The organism is Gordonia desulfuricans NBRC 100010, assembly GCF_001485495.1.
GTDB lineage: Bacteria > Actinomycetota > Actinomycetes > Mycobacteriales > Mycobacteriaceae > Gordonia > Gordonia desulfuricans.
The window spans coordinates 1-24,357 of the sequence record NZ_BCNF01000097.1; the positions used below are offsets into that span (position 1 = coordinate 1).

The window sequence follows — 24,357 nt, forward strand, 5'->3', positions numbered from 1 at the left end:
TACACTGACCCAGTAGTCAACTGACTATTGATGATCGAACCGATACCCAACGTCGACCCCCTACGATGATTGAGCCGAGACCGAGCGAAGCGAGGACTCGAGTCGAAATCTCCGGCGGCCGACGTCGTCGACGCGACCAGCAGAGATCCCGACAGATCCGGTCGAGGACCGATCAGTAGACCATCACCCGGACGTTCTCGGCGACGCATGCGGGCTTGTCGACGCCCTCGATCTCGACGGTGTTACGCACCACCATGGTCACACCCTTGGGGGTTTCCTCGATCTCGGTGATCACGGCATTGGCGCGAATCCGCGAGCCCACCGGGACGGGGTTGGGGAAACGCACCTTGTTCATGCCGTAGTTGATGACGAGTTTGGGTCCCTCGACGGTGAAGATCGAGCCGGCGAGCACCGGGAGCAGGGACAGCGTCAGGAACCCGTGGGCGATCGGCGCCCCGAACGGGCCGCTCTTGGCACGCTCCGGGTCGACGTGGATCCACTGGTGGTCACCGGTGGCGTCGGCGAAGGCGTTGACGCGGTCCTGGGTGATCTCGAGCCACTCACCGGAACCGAGATCCTCGCCGATGACCGCCTTGAGTGATTCGACACTGCTGAACGTACGCGGAGTGATGGTCGTCATAGTCGCCGTAGTCTACCGTGGCCCCATGACGACGCCTCGGATCCCTCCCGGTGGCCTCCGCGAACTCGGTCCGATCAACTGGGCCTTCGCGACGGTGGCGGCCAAGGCCATCGGTGTGCAGAACGCCCACATCTTCAGCACACTCGGCCGCAGCCGCGGCCTCTTCCGCGCCTGGCTGTACTTCTCGGCCCGGCAGATGCCCTTCGGCACGCTGTCGCGCAAGGACTCCGAGATGGTCATCATCCGGGTCGCACACCTGCGGGGGTCGGAGTACGAGCTCGATCATCATCGTCGGCTCGGCAAACGTGCCGGGCTGTCCGGCGACGAGATCGAACGCATCCTGGCCGGCCCCGACGCCGGTTGGGGCGACCGTGAGCGGGCGATCCTGCGGGCGGTCGACGAACTGGTCGCCGACAAGGACATCTCCGAGCTCGCCTGGGCCGCGCTCCGCCGGCATCTCGACGAGCGCCACACGATCGCCTTTGTCCTCCTGGTCGGTCAGTACGACTCACTCGCCACCACCCTGCACACCCTGCGCGTGCAGCCCGACACCCGGGTCTGAACCGTGTCGACGCCGGCGTCGAGGCTGATGGGCAATCCGCTGTTCTCGCGGATCTATCAGGACATCTGGCGCCCGGTGTTCACCCGCGCGTTCAGTCACGGCAGCACCGAGACCGCCGACTACGACAAGGCGTTGCGCGCCTATCTGTCCCGGCCGGGTGAGCGGCTGGTGCTCGACGTCGCGTGCGGCCCCGGCAACTACACCGGCCAGATCGCCGACGGTCTCACCGGTGACGGCCGGGTGATCGGTGTGGACTTCTCGTCGGCGATGCTGCGCACCGCACTGGCCACCAACCGCTCACCCCGCGCGGCCTACCTCCGGGCCGATGCGCATGTACTCCCGTTCCCCGACAACACCTTCGACCAGACGCTCTGTCTCGCGGCGCTGTACCTGATCCCCGATCCGCTGCCGGTACTCGACGAGATGGTCCGCGTCGCCGCACCGGGCGCCGAGATCGTCGTGTTCACCTCGGCGGCCGGTCCGGTGTCGTCGATCCCCGGCGTCGGGTTGTTCGCCCGGATCGGCGGTTTCCGCATCTTCGGTGTCGACGAGATCATCGATCGACTGCACCGCAACGGTGTTCGCCATGTCGAGCAGTCCCTGATCGGCGAGGGGCAGTACGTGCTGGGTAGCAAACCCGACTGACCGCCCGGTCCGGCCGCGGCCTACAGCTCGTAGCTCACCCCGGTGAGTTTTTCTGCGGTCCCCCAGAGTTTTTCACCCAGGACCGGGTCGGTGGCCTTCTCGGTCAGCACCTCTTGTGCGGGCGGACCGCTGAACCCGAAGACGCCGTGCGGACCGTAGTACTGGCCGCCGAGGACGGCCGGGTCGGTGGCGGCGCGCAGCGTGACGGCCGCACCGTCGGGGGCCTCCATGATGAAGGTCCGGCGAATCCAGCGCAGCGACGGCGTGGTGAACAGCCAGCCGAGGACCGCCTGATCGCGCATCACCCCGGACTGGGTGGCACCGGGATGGGCGGCAACCGAGATCGGGGATCGGCCCGGCCGTCGCTCGAGCCGGCGCTGCAGTTCGACGGCGAAGACCAGTTCGGCCAGCTTGGCCCTCGAATAGGCACGCGCGGTGGAGAACCCGCGTTCCATGGTGAGGTCGTCGAAGTCGATCACCCCGGCCTTGTACACCTTGGACCCGACGGTCACGATGCGACCGGCCTCGGCCGCGGTCAGCAACGGGAGCAGTCGGCCGGTCAGCGCGAAGTGCCCGAGGAAGTTGGTCCCGAAGTCCATCTCGAAGCCGTCGGCGGTGAGTTCACGGCGCTGGCGCATCAGTCCCGCGTTGTTGATCAGCAGGTCGATGGAGGGATGTTCGGCGAGCAGTTCGTCGGCGCACTCACGGACCGACGACAGATCCGACAGATCCAGTCGCACGATCTCCAGCTGGGCGCCGGTGACGGTGGCGGCGATGTCGTCGCGGGCGCGGGCCGCGGCGTCGGGGTTGCGGCATGCCAGGACGACCCGCGCACCCAGGCCGGCGAGCTGGCGGGCGGTCTCGAGACCGATCCCGGAGTTGGCCCCGGTGACGACGGCGACCCGTCCGCGTTGCGACGGCGCGTCGGCCGGTGTCCAGCGCTGCTTCGGCATGTGGCGAGCTCCTATGGGCGATTCGTCGCATCTTGGTACCACATCGGCGGCGGCCGACCGCCCGGAGTCGGTACATGGTGGCGATCACGCGGGCACACTGGTCAGGTGCTCCGACCGCCGCATCCCCGCCTGCACCGGTGGATGTCGGCGATGCTCGGGGCTCTGGTGGTCGTGGCGGGCTGCGCGTCGGCACCGCCGGTGCAGCCCGACATCCGACCGTCGGTCGATCCACCCCGGGCCGCGCACACCGAGGTCGTCCCGATCCGTCCCGTGCACACCCGATCCGCCGACACGGCCACCGGGGTCACCGTCGAACATCTGCGATATCCGGTTCCCGGCGGGCACCCCGATCCGCACCAGAACTGGATGGATCTCTATCTCCCCGACCTCACCCCGCCGCCCGGCCCGTCGACGCGACCGGTTCGTTTCCCCCTGGTGATCCTGCTGCACGGCGGCGGCTGGCAGTCCCGGATCGGGGCATCCACCTTCTCCGGTTTCTCCCGCATCCTCGCCGAGCGTGGGCTCGCCGTCCTCAACGTCGAGTACCGGCGGGTCGGCAAGGGCGGCGGCTGGCCGACCACGTTCACCGACGTCGGCGCCGCGATGGACCACGTGCCCGCCGTCGCGGCCCGGTACCGGCAGGTCGACGCCTCGCATGCGGTGGTGGTCGGGCACTCGGCGGGCGCGCAGCTGGCCGTGTGGGCGGCCACACGAGCCCACCTCGCCCCGGGCGAGGTGGGCTCCGGTCCACGGTTCCGTCCATCCCGGGTGTTCTCCCTGGCCGGGCCGTTGGACCTGCGGCGTGCGGTGGCCCTCGGCGACCATGCGGTGATCCGGGTGCTGGGCGGCACCCCCGGCCAGGTGCCGTCCCGCTATGCGTCGGTCGACCCCATCGAGAACATCGACCCGACCATCCCGATCGTGGTCGTCACCGGCACCCGGGACCAGGTGGTGCGTCCGGAGCTGGCCGAACGCTACGTGGCCGCCGACCAGGCGGTCGGCGGCCACGCACGTCTCGTTCTGCTTGCCGGACAGACACATTCATCGATCGTCGACCCGCGGTCGTCGACCTTCGGGGTCCTCGTCGACGAGATCGTCCAGGCGGCCGGTACCCCGGCCGGCTGACCGGATCCCGGGCTCAGACCCCCACCGGACGCGGGGCGGAACTGAACTGTCCGGCCGGGGCGAATCGGGCCAGCACGTCGTCGGCGGGTTCACCGGCGACGGCGGTGATGAATCCGACGACGTCGTCGCGAGTCTTCAACGACAGCAACGGATTCGGGTCGGACAACAGCCCGAACAGCGCCGACGCGACGTCGGTGTTGACCGCTGCGGCCGGGAACGACAGTTCCAGGTGGGTCGCGTAGTCGGGGTCGCCCAGGTACAGACGGGTCACCTCGGTGGACGCCAGTCCACGGCGCTCCCAGTGCTTTTCGAACTCCTCGGCCAGCCAGTCGGCGCCAAAGCCGGCGTTCGGGTCGGCGGCGAGACGGTCACGGGCGGCGGCGACCAGTTCGGCGATCTGGACCAGCGTGTTCTGTGCACCTTGGCCGGCGACCGGGTCGACCGAGATCGCGGTGTCGCCGATCGCGCCGACGACATGCCCGCCCGCGGTCTGCCCGACGGCCTTGCGGACGGTCGGGGTGACCGCACCGGTGAGCCAGGCGTACGGGTCGGACTCGATCACCTGCAGCGCCGAGATCACCGGGGCGTCGTGCGGGAAGAACCCCTCGAAGATGTCCACCACGGCCTGCCGCGCCGAGTGCACGTCGACGACGCCGTCGATCAGCGGCGCCCAGGCGCCGTCCGGCTTGGCGAAGACGATGATCGACCAGGTGGCGCCGGCGTCCTTGTGCAGGAACGGTCCGACGAAGATCTCACCGTTGTCGCTGTCGAGGTTGAACAGTGCATGCCCGCCGCCCTCGCGGGAGCGGTAGGCGAAGGTGTCGGGACCGTGGTCGACGCCCTCGAGGGTCACCTGCAGCAGACGTCGCTGCGGGGCGTCGTACTTGGTGCGCTCGGCGTCCACCTCGAACACCCCCGACAGCCCGCCCTTGCCGGTGGCCACCAGGGTGAGATCGTGCTCGGCGGCGATCCGGTCGAGGGCTGCGACGTCGACGTGGCCCACCTCGAAGCGGCCCCCACGGTCGAGGAACCGGCCGAGCCGGTCGTCGGCGCGCAGCCGCAGATCCACCGCCTGCGCCACATAGCCGTAGTCGGGGTTGAAGGCGAGCACGTCGGCACGCTCGTCGCCCTCCCCGGCGTGCAGGCGCACGCTGATCCCGGTGGTGTTGCCGACCTCGTAGAGGTCTTCGATGATCTGCGCATCCCATTCGCGGGACGCCCCGAACAGCACACCCACCCCGGTGGGCGGCACCTTGTCGCGCAGCGATGCACGGTCACGGTCGCTGTAGAGGGTGACGTCGAATCCGGCGTCGGCGAAGCCCAGTGCCGCGCTCGTCCCGGCCAGTCCCGCCCCCACGATGGCGACCGTCTTCTTGGCATTCGCAGTGGTGTCACTGCCTGTGATCTCAGTCATGCGGGCCAGCGTGCCGGGTCCCTGTCGACCGCGACAGGATTACGTTCATGGCAATCGGATCGGCGACGGCGCCGATACCGGCCGGTCAGCGCCTGACACGGATTGACAGATCCGTCCCAGCAAGCGCTCAGGTGGCGCTGTTAGGCTGACCAGATCACGGATTGATCACGGGGTTGAGTGGGTCGTTGCGGCTCCGGCCTGTACCGAGCCATTCGAGAGACGGAGTATGTCGACAGTTCTATCGCGCGCGACCGACGCCGGCGCGCAGCACACCGACGAGCAGGACAAGGGCCGGTCGAAGTCCACCGGACGCGCCCGCAAGGCCTACCTCCACCATCTCGACCTGATCCGGGCCACCACCTTCTCCCTGGTGATCTTCGTCCACTGCCTCACCCAGACCACCGACGAGTGGGACAGCGTCGGGGTCAACAGCACGTCACTGTTGTTGCACTTCACCCGCAACACGTTCTTCGCACTCAGCGGCTTCGTGCTCATGTACCAGAACTTCGACAAGTCCGACTTCTCGGCGTGGTCGTTCTGGCGCCGCCGGATCAAGCTGGTCATCTTCCCGTATCTGGCCTGGTCACTGATCTACTGGGTGATCGAGGACATGTGGGCGCACGGCCGGCTGACCGAGGTGCCGTCGAGTCTCGACGAGTTCGGCAAACTCGCGATGTGGGGCCTGTCCGGGTTCCAGATGTACTTCCTGTTCGTGATGCTGCAGATCTATCTGCTGTTCCCGCTGGTGCTGTGGCTGGTCCGGGCCACCGCCGGCCATCACCGGCTGCTCATGGCGGTGAGCGTGGTGGCGCAGTTCGCGACCTTCGTCACCATCACGCACTGGCAGCCCCCGGCCGGATTCGCCGAGTACTGGTGGCACTACTACGCCACCTTCGTGCCGTATCAGTTCTTCATCCTGTTCGGCGCCGTCGCCGCGGTGCATCGCGAGGAGATCACCGCCTGGCTGTCGGGCAAGTTCTGGTGGCTGGCGACCGCACTCGTGGGCACCGGCGCGCTGGCGGTCGGGACGTATCTGTGGCGGGTGTGGAGCGACGGCCAGCGGCCGATCTACGCCGCGGCCGCCTTCCAGCCGACGCTGCTGCCGTTCCTGGTGGTCGCGGTGACCTGTCTGTACGCGGCGGCCCTGTACTGGGCGCAGAACTGGCGCGACTTCACGCCCCGGTTCGCCCGCGCGGTGGCCTTCGCCTCCAACCGGTCGTTCGGGGTGTTCCTGGTCCACGTCCTGGTGCTGTTCTTCATCCTCTATCCCAAGACCGACGGCCAGCCGACGATCCTGGCCGCCCTCGGACAGCCGTGGGGCACGATCACGGTCTACCTCGCCACCCTGGCCGGGTCGTTGCTGCTCGTGGAGATCCTGCGGCATCTGCCCGGGTCGCTGTATCTGACCGGACGGCCACGCCTGCCGATCGACGCCGGACGCCGCGTGCGTCAGTGGCGTCGGGGCCGGACCGAACGTGCCGAGCAGACCGAACGGGGCGAGCGGATCTCCGCCTGACGCCGACACCGATCCGCTTCTCGCGGACGCTGTCCGACTCCGTGAACGGGATCGGAACCAGGCCGACCCGTCACGGCTCCCCGGGACACGATTCCTGATCGTCGTCGGCGACACCCGTCGCCGACCAGTGGACTCCATCTGTTCTTGTCGATCGACAACTGCTATCTGTTTGGCACCACTGCAGCATTCGATGTTCAGTACCTGTTGTGCCCCGCCGGATGTCTTCACGAGATCGCGAGATCCCGCTGCTCGTCGATCTCCGCAGGCTTCATCACTTCGTCGCCGCGGTCGAGGCTCCCACCCTGAGGGTGGCAGCGGCCGAGCTGTCGATGACGCAGCAGGGACTGTCGTCATCCCTGCGCCGGCTCGAGACCGATCTCGGCGTCGAGCTCTTCACCCGCTCCGGGCGCTCACTCCAGATGAACCAGGCCGGCCGCGTCCTGTACCACCGTGCATCGGCACTCCTCGCCGGCGGCCGACTGACCGTCGACGCGCTACTTTCGGCGACTCATGCGGCCACAGTCCCTTTCGTGATCGGACACACCTCGGAGGTCTCCGGAGAAGAGGCGTACGGGCACATCGGCCCGGCGTCGGCACGCATGCCCCTTCAGCGGTTCAAGGTCATCCGAATTCACCCCGACCAGGTCCGCGACGAACTTCGTTCCGGTTCCCTCGATCTCGCACTGCAGCGGGCGGTCGACGCCACATCCGATCTCGAATCCACTGTGGTCGGACACCACACCCTGCGCGTGGTGGTCTCCGTCGGCCATCCGCTCGCGACTCGGAAGGTCGTGGACACCACTGATCTGGCGGAATTCCCGCTGATCGTCTCGGAGCCCGACCACACGTCGCGCCACACCGACTTCCTGGTGTCGTGGTGCCGCCGGCAGGGCTTCGAACCGACGCTGCTCATGAACCCGATCGACGGATTCCCGCTGAGCGCCGCTGTCGCTGCCGACACCACCGCATGCGCCTTCGTCACAGAACCGCCCGGCCACACCTTCGGTGGGCGCGTCCTGGTACTCGATCTTCGGCAGGCACCACAGATCCCACTGCATGCCGTCTGGTCGGGCGACACCACGTCACCGGTTCGACGTGCATTCCTCGGCGCCTGACCCGACCCCCGTCGTATCGACAACGATCTGTTTCGCCGTGACCACTCTTCCGTGATTCATCCGTCTCGAATCGAGGTGATCGAAGCCCCCATTCGTCAGCGACATGCATGGCCCGAGGTCCACGGGCACCGCACTGGGCCTGTCGCTCACATCATCGGTTGATATTCGTCAAACACCGCTTGTTGGCGCGTCCGGTGGAATCGATGTTTAGTACGTCGTGCGCATGAATTGACGACCACAAAGAACGCTGACAACGAGTGTCGTCACACTACGCGGGCGAAGACCGACCAGATTCTGAACAGGAGGAGCAAGGGTGACGGATCAGCCGTCCGAGCGAACCGAATGGGGCGGACCTGCACCACGTTTCCTCGATCTACGCAGAGTCCATCAGTTCGTCACCGCCGTGGAGGCACCCAATCTCCGAATTGCGGCAACACAACTGTTCATGACCCAGCAAGGGCTCTCCGCATCACTACGACAGCTCGAATCCGATCTCGGGGTCGATCTCTTCTCCCGATCGGGTCGAACACTTTTGCCAAATCACGCGGGCCGCGAACTGTACCGTCGTGCCCCGGCACTTCTCGCCGGCGGTCAGCAGACCGTCGAAGCGGTGCACCGCGCGATCGAGGAAACGCCCCGACCGTTCGTGATCGGCCATACACCCGCGGTATCCGGTGAAGAGGTCTACCAGCTCATCGAGCCACTCCTGTCGCAGATGTCGGCCCAGCCGTTCAAGGTCACCCAGGTCTATCCCGATCGAATTCGGGATGAACTCCACTCGGGTGCCATCGATGTCGCGCTCCGACGGGCGATCGATCACTCACTCGACCTCGAATCCACGGTCGCCACCTACCACACACTTCGTCTCGCGGTGTCGGTGCATCATCCACTCGCCCACCGAAAGGTCGTGGTCACCGCAGACCTCGCCGACTACCCCATCATCGTCTGGGGTCCCGAAAACCAGTCGTTCTACACCGATTTCGTGGTGTCGCTGTGCCACCGAGAGGGCTTCGAGCCTTCGCTGCTCGTCAACCCCATCCAGGGAACACCGCCGAGTACCGCCGTCGCCACAAGCGATTCCGCATGTGCCTTCGTGACCGACCCGGCCGGCGATGTCTTCGGCGGGCGGGTCCGGGTGATCGAGTTCCAGGACGCACCCAAGATCCCACTCCAGGCAATATGGCTCCCGCACGGATCCCCCTCACCGGTTCGCGATGCGCTGTTCGGCAAGTGATCACGTGGCCCGCAGACGAGATCTTCCCCGACGTCATCGTGTTTCCGGAGCTGTCGTGGCCATCGCGATAGCCACGGTGATACCCGCCGTGGCCCGTCAGAAGTCAGATCGTCGGCCTCCGACTGTCGAGGCACCCGATCCGTTCGGACCGCTGATCCGACCGATCAAAGATCCCCCGCCACAATGACGCAACAATGAGCAATCCACAATACACAAGCAGTTCTTGTGTGACCGCAACAATTGATGGTGACCCTGGCGCGATCCCGCGTGCCGCAGTATTCTTTTCGGTCGCCCGACCCGAGTCCGACAAGGTATTCGCGCTGGAATTCACCGACGGCGCGTTGCGCTCGCAACTCACCCCCGATGGGGAGTATGTATGGACTACGTTGCCGACGACATGCCGGAACCCCCTCCGAGGAATCTGACCCGATGACATATTCCGAGAGTTCGGAAAGACTCGAATCCGAGCTGACAAGCCCGCTGACCGTGGCGACATTCCGACGTGCGGTCGACATGCTGGCCACGCAGGCGGCGACGTGCCCGGTGCAGGATCTCGGCGGTGTGATCCGGCGAGGTCTCGACACCCCGGCGATTTCTGCGGTGCTCGATCATCACCTCGGGGACGCCGATGGTCGGGAGCAGTTCACCACCGACCTGATCCACTCGGCAATGACCTTTCGCCCCAACGGGTTGTCATCGGCGCGTGACGTTCCCGCCCTGCTGAAGGTCCGCCTCCTGTCGACCCTCGATGCGGTGTGGTGGGCGGGTACCCGTCCCTTCCGGACCGACATCGAGGTCACCACCGATGCCGGACTGATCGATCTGCGCCAGGCCAGGTCACGTGGCGAGCTTCGGTTCGACTTCCGCACACAGGTTTTCGACCTCCCACGACGTGGAGTCCGTGCGCTCGATCGACGACTGCGCCCCCGGCACTCGCCAAGGACGATCGGCATGCGGCTGCCGTACGGCCGTCCGGAGGTGATCGCTGTGCTCAACGCGATCGCCGACGACCTCGCACACCGCGCCCCGAATGCCCCGCGTCCGTGGGTCAACAGCCTGGTCCGCAGCGTCGCCTACCAGGACGAGATGCGAGGCTCCGGCTACACCGCCGCATCCGGCAGCGCGCATTGCCTCGGATGGGCTGCCGACATCGAGATGGACTGGATGACCCGACTCGGCTTCGGTGACGCTCTCGCCGCGGTTCTCCTCGATCGTGCCGATGCGGCGGAGATCAATGTCATCGACGAGGGACAGGCGTGGCACATCTGCCTCAACCCCCGGATGAGAAGAACGGTGAAAGGCGAACCATGTGCGGAATAGCGATGATCGTCGGCGTCGGGTGGGAGGAGCGCACTCTCGACGCGATGATCTCTTCGATCGAGTCACGCGGCACCGTCACCGAACGCTGGACACGGCACGATCTCGCAGCGGCCACCCGCCGACTCCCCATCGTCGACCGCGAGCATGCCATCCAACCGTGGCGATTCGGTCCGAACAAGCGTTACACGTTGTGCTACAACGGCGAGATCTACAATCCTGACGAGATCAGAGCCGAGCTCGCCGAGCACGGCCACACTCCGACGACCGAGTCCGACACCGAACTCGTCGCCCTGAGCCTGATCACGTGGACCGACGACGCGGTCATGCACCTCTCCGGAGAGTTCGCCTTCGCCGCAGAACTCAACGGGTCGGTCTACGTCGCACGCGATCGGCTGGGCGTGAAGCCTCTCTACTACGCGATCGCCGACGGCTTGGTCTCGGTGGCATCCGAGATCAAGGCGCTCGTCACCATCGACGCACCGATCATGGAGGTTCCGCCCGGACACCACGGCTGGATATCGGCCGAGAACGGCGCCTCGCTACGCCGCTACTACGATCTCGACGAGGCGCTCCACACCGCCGGCGGTCACGAGTTCACTTCCGTCGACGAGGCCGTCGGCGCTGTCCGCTCCGCGGTGACGTCCGCAGTGCACTCGCGTGTCCGGACCGACCTGCCGATCGCCATCATCCTCTCCGGCGGTCTCGATTCCTCGATCGTGGCATCCCTTGCTGCTCAGCAACACTCCACATGTGTGGCCTACACGATCGGAACCCCCGACAGCCCCGACATCGACCATGCCACCCGCCTCGCCCGCGACATCGGCATCCCGCACCGGGTGATCGAGGTGCGACCGTCCGACATCGGTCGGTCCGCGGTGATGGATGCGGTCCGGTTCTCCGAGCTCACCGAGTACGGCGACATCATCAACGCGGTGATCTCGGCAGTGCTGTTCACCGCCATCGCCGAGGACGGGATCCGGATCGCCGTCGGCGGCGACTGTTCCGACGAGCTGTTCGGCGGTTACCCGATGTATCAGACCATTCCGGAAGACCAACGGCGGGATCTGTTCCTGCACAAACTCCACGGACTGTCACGCACCGAACTACAGCGAGTCGACCGGGCGAGCATGTCCGCCACGGTGGAGGCACGGGTACCGTTCCTCGACGAGCGTGTGGTCGAGACCGCCCTCCGCCTGCCCATGTCGATGAAGACGCGAGATGGGCAGGAAAAGTGGGTGCTGCGTCGTGCATTCGACGACGCGCTGCCCGACTACGTGATCAACCGCCCCAAGCACGGGTTGTCGTACTCGTCGGGCCTCCACGATCGCATTCGCCTCTTCAAGCCATGGATCGCAGCCGAATACCGGCGCTGTGGATATGGCGCCCATGGACCGCTGCGCCGTGACTTCGATGCGGCACTGGCCGTGTCGGGCAACGACCTCCGGCAGGCGCTGGCCGACGACATGCTGCTGGACGACCACACGTTCTTCGAAAAGGGCAAGGATCTTGTCGGAGCATTGCGGTGGAACCTCGCTCGCCGAGTGGCCAAGAAGGTGTAGCCGGGAGTTCGCGATCCGCGACCGCCGGATTCTCGCCCTCTCCGGGGTCGATATCGAGGTGAACCACACCCACCCGTCGAGGTGCAATAGCCACGGAAACACAAGTAATTGTGAATCGACGCAACGTTCTTGTACACAACAAGATCACCTGCCACCTCGCGAATCGTCGCCGATCTCATCATCGTTCCGCCTCTACCATGACCTCATGACGACCGCTGACACCTCCGACGCCGCGGAGTCGACATCGCCTGCACCAGTGCAGCTCTGGAACTTCCCTCGGCGTCGACTCACGGCGGATTCTCGATGGAGCCGCACCATTCGTTCGGAATCGACGAACCGATGAACGCCCTTCTCGACGCCTCCATCACCGACGGCTGGATTCTCTGGACACTCACCGCCCTCGCGATCGTCGCCGTGATCTGGCTCGTCGTATCACGCTCGTGGATGGCTTCCCTGGTGACCGCTGCGATATCGCTCGCCGTCGCACTCGGGAGCACCCTGCTCATCAGGTGGTATGTGAACTCCATCTGGAAGCCGTTCGCCGATCCGATCCCCGATCAGGTCTATGTCTGGATCTCGGTGGCGATCTTCGGCCTCGTCGCGGCCATTCGCCGACTGACCATCGGCACCGGTGTCACGGTGCGGGTACTCAGTGTGCTGACCGCTGCAGTGGTGGCGCTGGCGGTGGCCGCCCACGTCAACAGTCATTTCGGCGAATATCCCACGCTCCGTGTCGCGCTCGACCTCCGGGACTACCCCACCGTGGATCTCGCGGACATCGCACACACCTCCACGGTGCCGCTCGACCAGTGGCGCAAGCCCTCCGACCTACCCACCGGTGGAAGCGTCGGCGAGGCCGAGATACCAGGCGCGACCTCGCATTTCGATGCCAGACCCGCAAAGGTCTATCTGCCTCCCGCATACTTCGCCCAGCCGCGTCCGATCCTGCCGGTCCTCGTCCTGCTCGCCGGTCAGCCGGGAGCGCCCGTGGACTGGCTCACCGGCGGACAACTGGTCCAGACGATGGATGCGTATGCGGCCAGCCACAACGGGCTGACGCCGGTGGTGATCATGGCTGACGCCACGGGGTCGGAACTGGCGAACCCACTCTGCATGGATTCGGCATTGGGGAATGTGGCCACCTATCTCACCACCGACGTCGCGGCCTGGGCAGCCCGGGCACTGCAGGTCGACTCGGACCGCACCCGATGGGCCGTCGGTGGCCTCTCTTACGGCGGTACGTGCGCACTGCAGCTGACCACCAACTTCCCCCTCATGTATCCCACCTTCATCGACATGTCCGGCCAGATCGAGCCCACACTCGGCAGCCGCCAGGAGACCGTTGCCGCGGCATTCCACGGCGATTCCGCGCGGTTCGCGGCCGTCAATCCAGCCGACATCCTTCGTCGCGAGCGATTCCCCGGGGTGGCGGGTGCCTTTGTGGTGGGGGCCGACGACCACGAGTACCGGACAGGACTGGAATCCATCTTCTCGCTCGCGAAGTCTGCCGGCATGGACGTCCGTTTCTCCACCGTTCCCGGAGGACACTCGTTCACCGTGTGGTCACGCGGCCTTCGCGCCCAGTTGCCCTGGCTCGGAGCCAGATTGGGACTCGACCGACAAGGATGACTCCGACGATGAGCACTCCACCGTGGCGCGGCCTCCGACGATGGCATCTCTGCCTCGTGATGATCGCCGTCGCCCTCACCGCGTGCGCCTCACCCGCACCGGGCCCAGAAGGCCCGTCCCCCGACCGGACGTCCCTGTCACCTCACGCATCCCTGTCACCTCACGCGACTCCCAAGCGCTATGTGGCCTTGGGGAGTTCCTACGCGTCCGGGCCAGAAGGCAGCCTCACCGATCGGCGGTGCGGGAGGTCGGACGACAACTATCCGCACCAGGTCGCCGGCTTGCTGAGGATGAATCTGGTGGATGTGAGCTGTTCGGGCGCGACCACCACCGACATCCTGCAGCGGGCACAACCGGGTGCGGCCGACGCGCCACAGATCGATGCCGTGACCGTCGACACCGCGCTCGTCACCCTGACCGTGGGAGGAAACAACATCGACTACATGCGACGGGCAATGGCCTGGAGTTGCGCCGCCGCGGGCGCCGTCCCCAACACCAGGAGATGCGATCCACTGGCGCCGCCGCTCCCCACCGCCGACGACCTCGAGGCACTGTCGGACTCGTTGACCCGGGTCGTCACCGAGATCTCCGACCGCGCACCGAATGCGACGGTCGTCGTGGTCGACTACCCACCGCTGGCGGTTCGTGGCGACTTCGGCTGCGCTGCATTGCCTCTGACCTACGAGCAGATCGCCGAGGTCTCGGTGGTACTCGACCACATCACCGAAGCACTCGCCGACGCGGCATCACAGGTCGACGCCCACGTGGTCGAGGCCTCTCGGGCGGGTCGCGCGCACGGGGTGTGTTCGCCACAGCCGTGGCTGTACGGATATCACGGCCCTTCCCCGTACCACCAGAACCCCGAGGGTAAGTCGGCCATCGCCCGATTGGTCGCCGAGACCGTGGGCCGGGCCGGCTGAGCCGACGGCGGCGGCCACGGGCGTCGTTCGTTCCTCCTGAGCTCATGTCTGACGACGACTGCTCCTCATGACCAACGAAAGGTATTGCGGTGACACAGATCTTGATCATCGGCCTACTGTCGGGGATCGGATGGACGCTCGTGGCGGGCGCGCTGGACGCGCATCGCATCTCGCCGGCGGTGATCATGCTGGCCACAGGGATCGTGGCCGGGCTGCTGTACCGGCCGGACATGAGCGAACTCCTCGACAGTTCGGCAGTCGAGCGTGGTGTCGAGATCATCCTCGCGCTCTTGCTGTTCGTCGACGCGACCGAGGTCCGCGGGGGCTTTCTCGGCCATGACCGCGGGGCCGCGCTCCGTCTGCTCTTCATCGCGCTGCCCTTGTCGGTCGGTGGCGCGGTGATCCTCGGGCTCTTCTTGCTCCCGACGAACTCCGTCGCCGTGCTGGTGCTCATCGCCTGCGCGGTGATGCCCACCGACTTGTCCCCGGCGGGCCATCTGCTTCGGTCCCGGGTACTTCCCCAACGTGTGCGCCATCTGCTGAATGTCGAGAGCGGATACAACGACGGCATCGTCGCGCCGATATTCGTGTTCGGCCTCACCCTCGCCCTCGCCCAGGATGACGAGGCCTCCCTTCTCGAGTCGATCGGCGAGGCCCTCGCCGCCACCGGTGTGGCCGTCGCGGTCGGCCTCGTCTGCGGCGCGGTCACCGCGGTGTCGACGAATGCCGCACTGCGCCGGGGACTCACCGACAACCGTGCCCTCGGTATGACGGTGGTGATGGCCGCAGTCCTCGCCTATGCAGCAGCAACGATGTTCCACGGCAACGGCTTCGTCGCAGCATTCGTCTGCGGCCTCGCGTATCAGGCGACGCAATCGCGACGACGTCAGACTGCCGGACTCGTGCTCGTCGAGGACATCGCGACGCTCGCCAACATCGTCGTCTGGCTCATGTTCGGTGTCGCGGTGTGCTACCTGTTCGAGATCGGATGGCCCGGATTCGGTATCCCGCTGCTCGCGATCGCCGCACTCACCGTGCTCCGGATCGTACCGGTCACCCTGTCCCTGACCCGCTCTCGATTCAACTTCCGAGAGCGACTGATGGTCGCCGCGATCGGTCCCCGCGGAACGGCCTCGATCGTCTTCGGCCTGCTCGCCTGGACCAAGCTCGCCGATTCCGATATCGGCGACGCCTCCGTCGCCCTGTACACCGTGGTCACCACCGTGTTGTTCAGCGTCGTGGCCTACGGCCTCACCGCGTGGTGGTTGGGCCGAGTCGAAAAGTCCTCCCCGACTCCGAGATCCTCCGACCTGGAATGAGTTCCACGATGACCCATACGTTCTCCGACACCATCGTCGCCACCGGCCGACTACCGCTGTTCATGATGATGGTCGCCTTCGCTCTCACGTTCTTGTTCATCCGGTTCAGTACCCGGATGATCCGCGCCGAGGTGCGCTGGTGGCCCGGCAACATCACCACCGGAACTGTCCACATCCACCATGTCGTGTTCGGGCTCATCGCGATGCTGGTGTCCGGCTTCGGGTTCATCGCCGTGGCCAGCTATCACACCCCGGTTCTCAACTGCGTCTTCGCGTCGGGATTCGGGATCGGCTCGGCGCTGGTCCTCGACGAGTTCGCACTCGTCCTGCACCTGCGCGATGTCTACTGGTCGGCTGAAGGTCGCACCAGCATCGACGCGATCTTCGTCGCCTTCGCGATCACCGTGATGTTCGTGTTGGGCATTCATCCGATCGGCCTGGACGGCAACGACTTCAGCAGCTCTGACGGCGAAAGTCGATGGCTCGGCATCACGATCGGCATCGTCGTACTGGCGATCCAATACTCGTTGGCCGTCGTCACGCTACTCAAGGGCAAGATCTGGACAGGTCTGCTGGGGATGTTCTTCGTCCCCTTGCTGATCGTCGGGAGTGTGCGCCTGGCGCGCCCCGACTCACCGTGGGCCCGGCGCCGCTACGTCCACCGACCGTCGGCGATGGAGCGCTCACGACATCGAGAAGTCCGTTACCGAAAGCCGGTGGCACAGATGAAGGTTCGGGTCCAGGAGGCGCTTGCCGGACGATTCGACGGATAGTCCGGCCCTCCCGTACCGATTCTCACGTATCGAGCACGGGCCGGCGCAGCAGCGTCGCCGGAGCCGCTGGGCCGCGCCGGACCCGGAACCCCACCACGACGACGGTCACGACGATCACCACGTACACGAGGGCAAGAACAACCGGGATGGCGACGTTGTCCCACACTCCGTGGAGTATCACCGCGCCGATCACCGCGCCCGCGAAGGCCAGCCACCCCCGAGTGGACCGCTGCGTGAGGGCGTAGGCGAGGGCGGCTCCGGTCACCGCAACCCACATCGGATGCAGCGCAAAACCGATCCAGGTTCGGGCGAGGGCCGTCGACACCGCATCCCCACCATTGGTGTCCGCTCCCGTGATGTAACCGATGTTCTCGACGACCTCGAACGATGCTCCGATGACAAAGCCGATGACGAAACCACCCGCCGGGGTGACCACGATCGCGCTGTACCCCAACACGACCAGTACTCCGACGACTTTGGTGAGTTCCTCGCTGAACGGCGCGATCAGCGTTCCCGTGCCCAGGCTGTTGAGGTTCCCGGCGATCCCGGCCGCGATGAGACCGCCCCAGATCACCGCGGAGACGATGTCGATGCGGGTGCGGGGAAACCGGTCGACCGGCATGAGGAAACGTACGATCAGAGCGAAGATCGCGATCTCGATCAGTGCGGCGATCAGCGCGACCCCACCGGCGCCGGGATCGTCGACGATGTCTGTCATCTCGCCGATGCCGAAAAACAGGAGCCCGAGTGCCGCCGCGATGAGAAAGGCCCAGTCGTACCACTTCCGGGGCCGATACGGGCGGGGGCCGGGGTGGTGCGCCCCATCCCGACCGGGCATCGGAGACTGCTGGTTCGTCGACATACGACTCCCTCCTACGGTGGGCGACATCGTGTGCGACATTCGGCGAATCCCCTTGTGGTGACGCAACGTTGACGCTAGGACATCTGAGTGCGGGTCCGCAAGCAGGTCACTCGACACGATTATCTGAGGGCCCACACGTCGTGGTTGTATCCCGAGCATCACCGTCGGATCGTCGACTATCATCGCGGCGACCTCCCCACACCCATCGACGATGCCGCAAAGTAGGTAGAGCAATGTGCGCTACGCGCCGGACCGGTCGAGAAGTGGTCGTGGCGACGCCTGACAGCGGCAATCGCTCGCAACTGAGCGGGCGGACATTCACCGCCGTCGACCTCGTCGCGACCGCATTGTTCGGTTTCGAGGGGGCTGCCGCAGCCGCCCAGACCGATCTCGACATCCTCGGAATCCTCGTCGTGGGGTTCATCGTCGGCCTCGGTGGCGGAATCCTGCGCGACGTCCTGCTCGGCTTTCTGCCACCGGCATCTCTGAGGTCCTCGTCGCGCGTCGTCGCCGCACTCACCGGCGCCACGGTCGCATTCGTGCTCGTCGGACTGGCCGACGCCGTCCCGGCGACGGCCCTCGCGCTGTGCGACGCGGCCGCCTTGGCATTCGTCGCGATCGCCGGCGCGGAGAAGGCGTTCGGCATGGGGTGCAGCATCGTGGTGACAACCGTGATCGGCGGCATCAGCGCCACCGGCGGAGGAATCATCCGTGATGTCCTACTCGGGAGGACACCCTATGTCTTGTCCCAGAGCGTTTATGGCACAGCGGCGTTGGCGGGTGCATTGGTCGTCGCGGTGACCCTCACGTACCTCGGGCGGCCGGCGGTGGCCCTGTGGTCCGGCTTCGTGGCCACATTCGGATTACGCACTCTCGCAGTGCTCCTCGACTGGCAGGTTCCACACCTGACGTGACGGCCAGGCCGACTACAGATGCGGCGTTGCCTGTCCCCACCACCGTCCCACCCACAGCGGCATCCCATCCACAGCGACATCCCACCCACGGCGCCGACAGGGGACGACAAGCAATGCTTGTCGATTGTCAGAAGAGTTGTGGGAGCATCCGATTGCCACCGGGCCCGTCGTCGAGTTAGCATGGAAAGCGCTTCACCAAGGGGGATGCGCCGGATGGGGTGCCTTCGATACGTTCGATTCGTATGTCCTCCACTGAATTTCCACCCGCTGGGCCGTGGTGGTACGTCGTGGGCCCGTCACGAACAGATTGGGCATACCCCGTGCAGAACACCACTGTCGACCGACTCGATGCAGTCGGTCGACAGGCGTGGGCACCACACAACTTCGTGCGCTCCGCAGGTGGCGTCACATGGGTGACACTCTTCATCATCGCGGCGACGATCACCATCATGGTCACGCGCGCCTACCTCGAGATCACCGGATACCCGCAGATCGGTAGCGGGTCACTGCATATCGCGCACGCGCTGTACGGCGGAGCGCTGATGACCGTCGCCCTGACCATCCAATGGCTGTTCATCGGATTCCGTGTCCGCACCACCAGCGTGATCATCGGCGGCATCGGTTTCGGGTTGTTCGTCGACGAGGTCGGCAAATTCGTGACGAAGACCAACGACTACTTCTATCACCCCAGCGCCGACATCATCTACATCACCGTTCTCGTGATCATTCTCGGCGGAAACATCGTCCGTATCGCACGCCGGCCGACCCCGCACGAATCCCTCGCCAACGCGGCGATGATCGCCGCGCAGGGCGTGACCAGCGGACTCACTCCGCGACGGCGCGCGGATGCCGAGAATCTCCTGCAGACAGCACACGCCAAGGGAGTCGATCCACGGTCGGTGCAGGCCGTCACCGACATGCTCGCAGTATGCGAATCCGCACCCGATCGCGTCCATGCGGTCACCCGTCGACTCCGCGCGCACACACCGACCCTGGTGCACTCTCCGGTGTGGACGACGATCTTCGGGTGGCTGATGGTCGCCGTATCGCTCCACGTCGCCGTGACGTCGGCGCTCGACATCCCCTGGCGCCCTTCGGAAGTCCTGTTCGGGATCACAGACGACACCGCGGGACTCGTCCATGTGTCGAATCTGACCTATGTGGTTCTCGGTGCGACGACCTTCGTGGTGTCGGGATTCGCGATGATCGCGCGGCGACGCTCACGGCGCCGACCACCACAAGCCGAATGGCCCTTGCGGCTCCTCCGGACGGCGGCGATCGCATTCACCCTGATCGGCGGTGTCACCGACTTCGCACAATTCGGCTTCGCCGCACTGGCGAGCATCGCGATGGGCATCGTGACCATCGCAGTGATCTCCGATGAACTCGGCGGCCTTCGCGCCGCCGAGAACGCCGAGGCCAGAGCCGCCGAGGCCAGACTCTGACCGCAGGTGAACCGCATCGGGACGGCTCGCGCCATCCCGAATGACCAGTGGCCGAACGACTAGTGACCGCCGCCGTCGCGGCTCATCGCCAGACGTGCGAGCTGCCCCGGGGTCGCGTCGGGAAGATATGCGCGCGAGATCGCCACGCCGATACGCGGCAGATCGCCTTCATCGCGGTAGGCGAGGTACACGCCCTCATAGCGCGGGCCGAACTTCTTCTTGAACGCATGGAGAGACCGGAACCCGTAGAACGGCTCCATCGCCGCGCCCAGCATGTCGAGCAGTCTGTCGGTCGCGGTGCGGTCACCGGAATCGTCCGACGACGCCAATGGCGCGCCGGACAGGGAGGCGAACTGGGCGCCCTCGCCCTTGAACTCCATGAACGCCGAACCCAGGAGGAACTCGATGACCGGGCCGAAACCGTCGGTGCGGCGTCGCATCACATCCAGAGTCCATCCGCGAATGGTGTTCTCGGGGCCGTAGACCGGGAGCCACGACAGCACACCGTGGATGCTTCCGTCGGCGTCGACGGCCAGCGAGACCCGGACCTCCGGATCCAGGGCCTCATCGACCCCACCCAGGGTGAATCCCATCTCGGGCAGCCCCTTGTCGCCGACCCATTCCTCGGAGATCGCCTGGACCTGCGCCCGCATCGCGAAGGACTCGTCGGCCAGATGGGTGAGGCGATGGGTGATCTGCTCCTTCTTCGCCTTGTTGAGCGCCGATCGCACATGCTGCCAGCTCTTGCCCTTGTACTGCAGGTCCGGCAGGTCGACGATCGAGTCCTCGGCTATCTGAACTGTGCGCCAGCCCATCTCGCGTGCGATCGACGCGGTCTGGGTACCGATGGAGAACCAGCAGGGCACCAGGCCGCTGCTTTCGGCGAACCGGGTGAATGCCCGCGTGGTCTCCGCGACCTGGTCTGGTGCACACACCGGATCCGCCAGAGCGAGAAGGACACCCGCGCGCCGCTGATAGGTGACCACGGAACTCGGGTCGCCGGGGGCGTCGAACAGATACTGGTTGTTGTCCCAGGTCGTCATCCACGACATGGTCCCGCCGCCGTAGGTGTGCAGTAGTTGCTTGACCGCATCGACCCCGGGACCGTCGGAGATACGGCTGCGGCCACGGACGGTGAAGGCGAACCGCCCACTGACGAGGATGCCGACCTCGGCGAGCCACAACAGTGAGGTGCCCAGCGTGACACCGCCTTCGGGCGCATAGTCGGCGACCGCCGCCAGGGTCACCGCGAGCACGACGGCGACGACGTTGAGTGAACCGAAGACCACCGTCACCCACCACGCCCATCGGCGCCCACGCCGCAATGCCATGGCGACGACCGCGATCACCGCGACGTGAACCCACATGGCCCAGACGGACGAGTCGCCGGAATCGGTGGGCCCGAGCGGGCCCGACCCGGGGAAGAACCACACGAGAATCGAAGAGCCGGCAATCACGATCAGACCGGCGAAGCTCAGCAGTCGGACCTCGCGGCGGGTTCGCGGAGCGAATCCGCGTTCGCCGGTACTGAACAATCGCTCGCCGGCCACCAACATGATCGCGAAGGCAACGAGGTGACTCACATCGGCGAAGGTGCCCTCGAACAGAATCGACAGCGATACGTACGCAGTGAGCACAAGCCGTGCTCGCAGCCGCCACGGTGAGCGGAGCGTGGCCGTGGCCGCGGTGGCCGCGGCGACCACGGCAGTGGTCATGCCGACGTCGCGCACCGTCGCCAGATGCGTCGGCCAGCCCCAACCGATCCCGCCGATGACGTCCGCGCTCAATCCCCAGGCGAACAGGCACGTCACCAGAATCCCGGCGAGCTGACCGACGATCATCACGATGAGTGTGCGGACGCTGCCGAGACGCCACTCCGCCCACGACCCCACGATCAGCAGAAGCACGACGATGCTCACCAGCTGAGCCGGCGTCAGCCCGAACAGCATGCCGCTCAACGGAGTCCACCATCGTCCCTCACGCAGAGCCGGGACGCCGTAGGCGATGTCGGTGAACCAGCTCTTGCCCTCGGTGCCGGCCCACAACGTTCCGGTGATGAGCCCGACGACGAGGAGGACCCCACTCAGGGTGATCGCCACCGGCGCGTGCGCCGCGATGTCGCGAGCGTGGCGTCCGAGCCGGGACAGCGACTGTGCGACGGCGCCGGATCGGAATGTCTCGTCGGCGTCGGTCACCGACGCCCGTGTCGCGACACGGCCCGCATCTCCCGGCGTGTCACCCTCGGCCACTCCTGAAACTTCGGTCATGGAAATCGATATTAATTCATCATTTGCCGAGATCGATCTCCACAAACAGTGACAACACCGGGTTGTGAACCCTACACATACTGTTGAGCAAATGGCCTTGCCGAGAATTGTCGACACATCGTAGGCTGACTATCACCCGTTCAGGGTCGAGGGGGATGCGCCGGTTGGGGTGCCTTCGATACGTTCGATTCGTATGTCCTCCACCAACCTGGTTCCATTGACAGAGACCTGATTTCGTCAACCCGACGCAATGGTCGACCCAACTCGATGGTCCACTCAACTCAATGACGGCCAGGGCCACCATGGGGGTGTCGAACAGATAGATATCCGCCATCCCCCGATACGACAATCGATCACCTCGGATAATCGACGAATTCATCGCCGACAAAGGAGCTCATTCTGTTGAACGTGGAGGAGATTCGTCGAGGCTTTCTCGATCTCGTCGCAGCCCGTGGCCACAAGATCGTGGATCGGGCACCACTCGTGCTCCGAGACGACTCGACGACCCTCTTCACCGGCAGCGGGATGCAGCCCCTGGTGCCCTACCTGCTCGGCGCCGATCATCCGCAGGGAGACGTCCTCGCCGACGTCCAGCCCTGCCTGCGTTCACAGGACATCGACGAGGTCGGCGACAACCGTCACACCACGTTCTTCGAGATGCTCGGCAACTGGAGCCTCGGCGGATACTTCAAGGACGAGCAGATCCGCATGCTCTGGGAGTTCCTCGTCGAGATCGTCGGCCTCGATCCGAACCGACTCTACGTGAGCGTCTACTCCGGCGACGAGGCGCTCGGCATTCCCCGGGACACCGACAGCGCCGACATCTGGACCGAATTGTTCACCGCTGCAGGGGTTTCAGCCGACCGCGTCGTGCTCGACACCGAACAACGCGGTGACGACGAGGGTCATCACGGAGCCCACATCTGCTTCTACCGCGACAAGAACTGGTGGTCACGCGGAGGCGGCCCGGACACGATGCCCATCGGCGATCCCGGCGGCCCCGATACCGAGGTGTTCTACTACTTCCCCCAGGTCGAGCACGACACCGCGTTCGGGCGCCACAGCCACCCGAACTCCGACGGCGGACAGTTCCTGGAGATCGGCAACTCGGTGTTCATGCAGTTCACCCGCACGGAATCCGGTTTGCGCGAACTCGGCAGGCGCAACGTCGATTTCGGCGGTGGTCTGGAGCGCATCGCCGCAGCCTCCATCGACAGCCCCGATGTCTATCGGGTGTCCACGCTGTGGCCTCTGATCGAGAGGTTGGAGACCCTCTCCGGTCGGACCTACGACGAGAACACGCATGCCATGCGGATCATCGCCGACCACATCCGAGGCGCGGTGTTCGTCATCGGCGACGGGGTGAAACCGGCCGGCAAGGAGCACGGCTACGTGCTGCGGCGCTTGATCCGCCGCGCGATCCGGTTTGCCCACGGACTCGAACTGCCCGACTCCGCGATCGGTGAGGTCGCGCGCGTCGTCATCGACATCTACGCCGACGCGTACCCGGACATCGCCGCGGCCGGCGACGACATCCTCGCGACCCTGGCCAAGGAGGAACGCTCCTTCCGACGCACCCTGGGAAAGGGCCTGCGGGAGCTGCGGCGTCTGGGCAAGGAGAACCGCCCGCTCACCGGCGAGGACTTCTACACCCTCTACGACCGGTACGGATTCCCCGTCGAACTGGCCGTCGAAGAGGCCTTCGCACGCGGTCTGACCGTCACCGACAACTGGCGCACCGAGTTCGACGAATGCACCCTGCAACAGCGCGAGCGCTCCCAGGCCGGGAGCAAGCTCGGCGTCAGCTGACGGGCCTTCCACTCGTACTTTCACAGTGTTGGTACGCAATGCCGTCGACGACGGCAACTTTCGCTCCCCATCGTCGGCTGAGGCCTGTCACCACAACGGCGGCAGCCGTGGTCGTCCCGCCGACGAACTCATCGGCCGGACGGACGTGAACGATTCGCACTACTCGGTGGGCTCGCGCCGGCGGACTCCGCAGGTGCATCGTCGGCGGAGCAACCGCCTGCGTCGAGCGCTCCCGCGGGCAGGGCGAAGGTGAGATGCATTCATCCCATCGGTGATGCCGCCGGAATCCGAGTGGTCGCCCATCGCCCGGCTCACCTCTCTCGCCGGTGCGGCATA

General features: G+C 65.8%; 19 protein-coding genes and 1 pseudogene. 15 read left to right on the forward strand and 5 right to left on the reverse strand.

The window, feature by feature from the left end; translation table 11 throughout:
- Nucleotides 1-172: 172 nt before the first annotated feature.
- Nucleotides 173-640, reverse strand: a complete 468-nt coding sequence (locus GD1_RS15910; RefSeq protein ID WP_020794062.1) for a MaoC family dehydratase — start codon at nucleotides 638-640, stop codon at nucleotides 173-175.
- A gap of 25 nt (nucleotides 641-665) precedes the next feature.
- On the opposite strand from GD1_RS15910, the gene GD1_RS15915 reads away from it, so the two are divergent.
- Together GD1_RS15915 and GD1_RS15920 are read left to right on the forward strand one after the other, a co-directional pair.
- Nucleotides 666-1,202, forward strand: a complete 537-nt coding sequence (locus tag GD1_RS15915; RefSeq protein ID WP_020794060.1) for a carboxymuconolactone decarboxylase family protein — start codon at nucleotides 666-668, stop codon at nucleotides 1,200-1,202.
- A 3-nt stretch (nucleotides 1,203-1,205) separates the two neighbouring features.
- A complete protein-coding gene (locus tag GD1_RS15920; protein WP_020794059.1) occupies nucleotides 1,206-1,847 on the forward strand; it encodes a class I SAM-dependent methyltransferase in 642 nt (213 codons plus the stop codon).
- A gap of 20 nt (nucleotides 1,848-1,867) precedes the next feature.
- Here the strand turns inward: GD1_RS15920 and GD1_RS15925 are convergent, their stop codons facing one another.
- Entirely contained in the window at nucleotides 1,868-2,800 is a 933-nt protein-coding gene (locus GD1_RS15925; RefSeq protein WP_053776687.1) for an oxidoreductase, read from the reverse strand.
- A gap of 105 nt (nucleotides 2,801-2,905) precedes the next feature.
- On the opposite strand from GD1_RS15925, the gene GD1_RS15930 reads away from it, so the two are divergent.
- Nucleotides 2,906-3,925, forward strand: a complete 1,020-nt coding sequence (locus GD1_RS15930; protein WP_053776688.1) for an alpha/beta hydrolase — start codon at nucleotides 2,906-2,908, stop codon at nucleotides 3,923-3,925.
- A 13-nt stretch (nucleotides 3,926-3,938) separates the two neighbouring features.
- On the opposite strand, the gene GD1_RS15935 is transcribed toward GD1_RS15930, so the two are convergent.
- Complete coding sequence (locus GD1_RS15935; protein ID WP_020791188.1) at nucleotides 3,939-5,339, reverse strand: styrene monooxygenase/indole monooxygenase family protein; 1,401 nt, start codon at nucleotides 5,337-5,339, stop codon at nucleotides 3,939-3,941.
- A gap of 226 nt (nucleotides 5,340-5,565) precedes the next feature.
- On the opposite strand from GD1_RS15935, the gene GD1_RS15940 reads away from it, so the two are divergent.
- The 9 genes and pseudogenes from GD1_RS15940 to GD1_RS15980 form a co-directional block, all read left to right on the forward strand.
- Nucleotides 5,566-6,855: an acyltransferase gene (locus tag GD1_RS15940; protein ID WP_059038179.1), complete on the forward strand. Its 1,290-nt coding sequence runs from the start codon at nucleotides 5,566-5,568 to the stop codon at nucleotides 6,853-6,855.
- Nucleotides 6,856-7,073: 218 nt separating this feature from the next.
- Nucleotides 7,074-7,970 (forward strand): LysR family transcriptional regulator, encoded by an 897-nt coding sequence (locus tag GD1_RS15945; protein WP_059038181.1) that lies wholly within the window; start codon nucleotides 7,074-7,076, stop codon nucleotides 7,968-7,970.
- Between the two features lie 313 nt (nucleotides 7,971-8,283).
- Nucleotides 8,284-9,204, forward strand: a complete 921-nt coding sequence (locus GD1_RS15950) for a LysR family transcriptional regulator (RefSeq protein WP_053776689.1) — start codon at nucleotides 8,284-8,286, stop codon at nucleotides 9,202-9,204.
- 429 nt (nucleotides 9,205-9,633) lie between these two features.
- Nucleotides 9,634-10,524, forward strand: a complete 891-nt coding sequence (locus tag GD1_RS15955; RefSeq protein ID WP_059038183.1) for a hypothetical protein — start codon at nucleotides 9,634-9,636, stop codon at nucleotides 10,522-10,524.
- 44 nt (nucleotides 10,525-10,568) lie between these two features.
- Nucleotides 10,569-12,083, forward strand: a complete 1,515-nt coding sequence (locus GD1_RS15960) for an asparagine synthetase B family protein (RefSeq protein ID WP_238403473.1) — start codon at nucleotides 10,569-10,571, stop codon at nucleotides 12,081-12,083.
- Between the two features lie 303 nt (nucleotides 12,084-12,386).
- Complete coding sequence (locus GD1_RS15965; RefSeq protein ID WP_244882789.1) at nucleotides 12,387-13,712, forward strand: alpha/beta hydrolase; 1,326 nt, start codon at nucleotides 12,387-12,389, stop codon at nucleotides 13,710-13,712.
- Nucleotides 13,713-13,771: 59 nt separating this feature from the next.
- Nucleotides 13,772-14,632: an SGNH/GDSL hydrolase family protein gene (locus GD1_RS15970; protein WP_202926667.1), complete on the forward strand. Its 861-nt coding sequence runs from the start codon at nucleotides 13,772-13,774 to the stop codon at nucleotides 14,630-14,632.
- A gap of 89 nt (nucleotides 14,633-14,721) precedes the next feature.
- On the forward strand, nucleotides 14,722-15,951 hold the full coding sequence (locus tag GD1_RS15975; protein WP_059038185.1) for a cation:proton antiporter: 1,230 nt from the start codon (nucleotides 14,722-14,724) through the stop codon (nucleotides 15,949-15,951).
- An 8-nt stretch (nucleotides 15,952-15,959) separates the two neighbouring features.
- Nucleotides 15,960-16,715: pseudogene (locus GD1_RS15980) on the forward strand (DUF2254 domain-containing protein); the annotation flags it as partial.
- Nucleotides 16,716-16,746: 31 nt separating this feature from the next.
- Here GD1_RS15980 and GD1_RS24365 read toward each other — a convergent pair.
- A complete protein-coding gene (locus GD1_RS24365) occupies nucleotides 16,747-17,745 on the reverse strand; it encodes a PrsW family intramembrane metalloprotease (RefSeq protein WP_238403481.1) in 999 nt (332 codons plus the stop codon).
- Between the two features lie 110 nt (nucleotides 17,746-17,855).
- Here GD1_RS24365 and GD1_RS15990 point away from each other — a divergent pair, with 110 nt between their 5' ends.
- Entirely contained in the window at nucleotides 17,856-18,500 is a 645-nt protein-coding gene (locus GD1_RS15990) for a trimeric intracellular cation channel family protein (RefSeq protein WP_202926654.1), read from the forward strand.
- A 413-nt stretch (nucleotides 18,501-18,913) separates the two neighbouring features.
- Nucleotides 18,914-19,945: a hypothetical protein gene (locus GD1_RS15995; protein WP_157079513.1), complete on the forward strand. Its 1,032-nt coding sequence runs from the start codon at nucleotides 18,914-18,916 to the stop codon at nucleotides 19,943-19,945.
- Between the two features lie 59 nt (nucleotides 19,946-20,004).
- Here GD1_RS15995 and GD1_RS16000 read toward each other — a convergent pair whose 3' ends face one another.
- On the reverse strand, nucleotides 20,005-22,212 hold the full coding sequence (locus GD1_RS16000; RefSeq protein WP_083534271.1) for a bifunctional lysylphosphatidylglycerol flippase/synthetase MprF: 2,208 nt from the start codon (nucleotides 22,210-22,212) through the stop codon (nucleotides 20,005-20,007).
- A 408-nt stretch (nucleotides 22,213-22,620) separates the two neighbouring features.
- On the opposite strand from GD1_RS16000, the gene GD1_RS16005 reads away from it, so the two are divergent.
- On the forward strand, nucleotides 22,621-24,021 hold the full coding sequence (locus GD1_RS16005) for an alanine--tRNA ligase-related protein (protein ID WP_244882792.1): 1,401 nt from the start codon (nucleotides 22,621-22,623) through the stop codon (nucleotides 24,019-24,021).
- Nucleotides 24,022-24,357: the final 336 nt, after the last annotated feature.

What these genes read in the sequence shown, in the direction of transcription:
- GD1_RS15910 (WP_020794062.1), bottom strand. Translation starts at nt 640, where the DNA reads ATGACGACCATCACTCCGCGTACGTTCAGCAGTGTCGAATCACTCAAG.
- GD1_RS15915 (WP_020794060.1), top strand. Translation starts at nt 666, where the DNA reads ATGACGACGCCTCGGATCCCTCCCGGTGGCCTCCGCGAACTCGGTCCG.
- GD1_RS15925 (WP_053776687.1), bottom strand. Translation starts at nt 2,800, where the DNA reads ATGCCGAAGCAGCGCTGGACACCGGCCGACGCGCCGTCGCAACGCGGA.
- GD1_RS15935 (WP_020791188.1), bottom strand. Translation starts at nt 5,339, where the DNA reads ATGACTGAGATCACAGGCAGTGACACCACTGCGAATGCCAAGAAGACG.
- GD1_RS15940 (WP_059038179.1), top strand. Translation starts at nt 5,566, where the DNA reads ATGTCGACAGTTCTATCGCGCGCGACCGACGCCGGCGCGCAGCACACC.
- GD1_RS15945 (WP_059038181.1), top strand. Translation starts at nt 7,074, where the DNA reads ATGTCTTCACGAGATCGCGAGATCCCGCTGCTCGTCGATCTCCGCAGG.
- GD1_RS15955 (WP_059038183.1), top strand. Translation starts at nt 9,634, where the DNA reads ATGACATATTCCGAGAGTTCGGAAAGACTCGAATCCGAGCTGACAAGC.
- GD1_RS15960 (WP_238403473.1), top strand. Translation starts at nt 10,569, where the DNA reads ATGATCTCTTCGATCGAGTCACGCGGCACCGTCACCGAACGCTGGACA.
- GD1_RS15965 (WP_244882789.1), top strand. Translation starts at nt 12,387, where the DNA reads ATGGAGCCGCACCATTCGTTCGGAATCGACGAACCGATGAACGCCCTT.
- GD1_RS15970 (WP_202926667.1), top strand. Translation starts at nt 13,772, where the DNA reads ATGATCGCCGTCGCCCTCACCGCGTGCGCCTCACCCGCACCGGGCCCA.
- GD1_RS24365 (WP_238403481.1), bottom strand. Translation starts at nt 17,745, where the DNA reads ATGCTCGGGATACAACCACGACGTGTGGGCCCTCAGATAATCGTGTCG.
- GD1_RS16000 (WP_083534271.1), bottom strand. Translation starts at nt 22,212, where the DNA reads ATGACCGAAGTTTCAGGAGTGGCCGAGGGTGACACGCCGGGAGATGCG.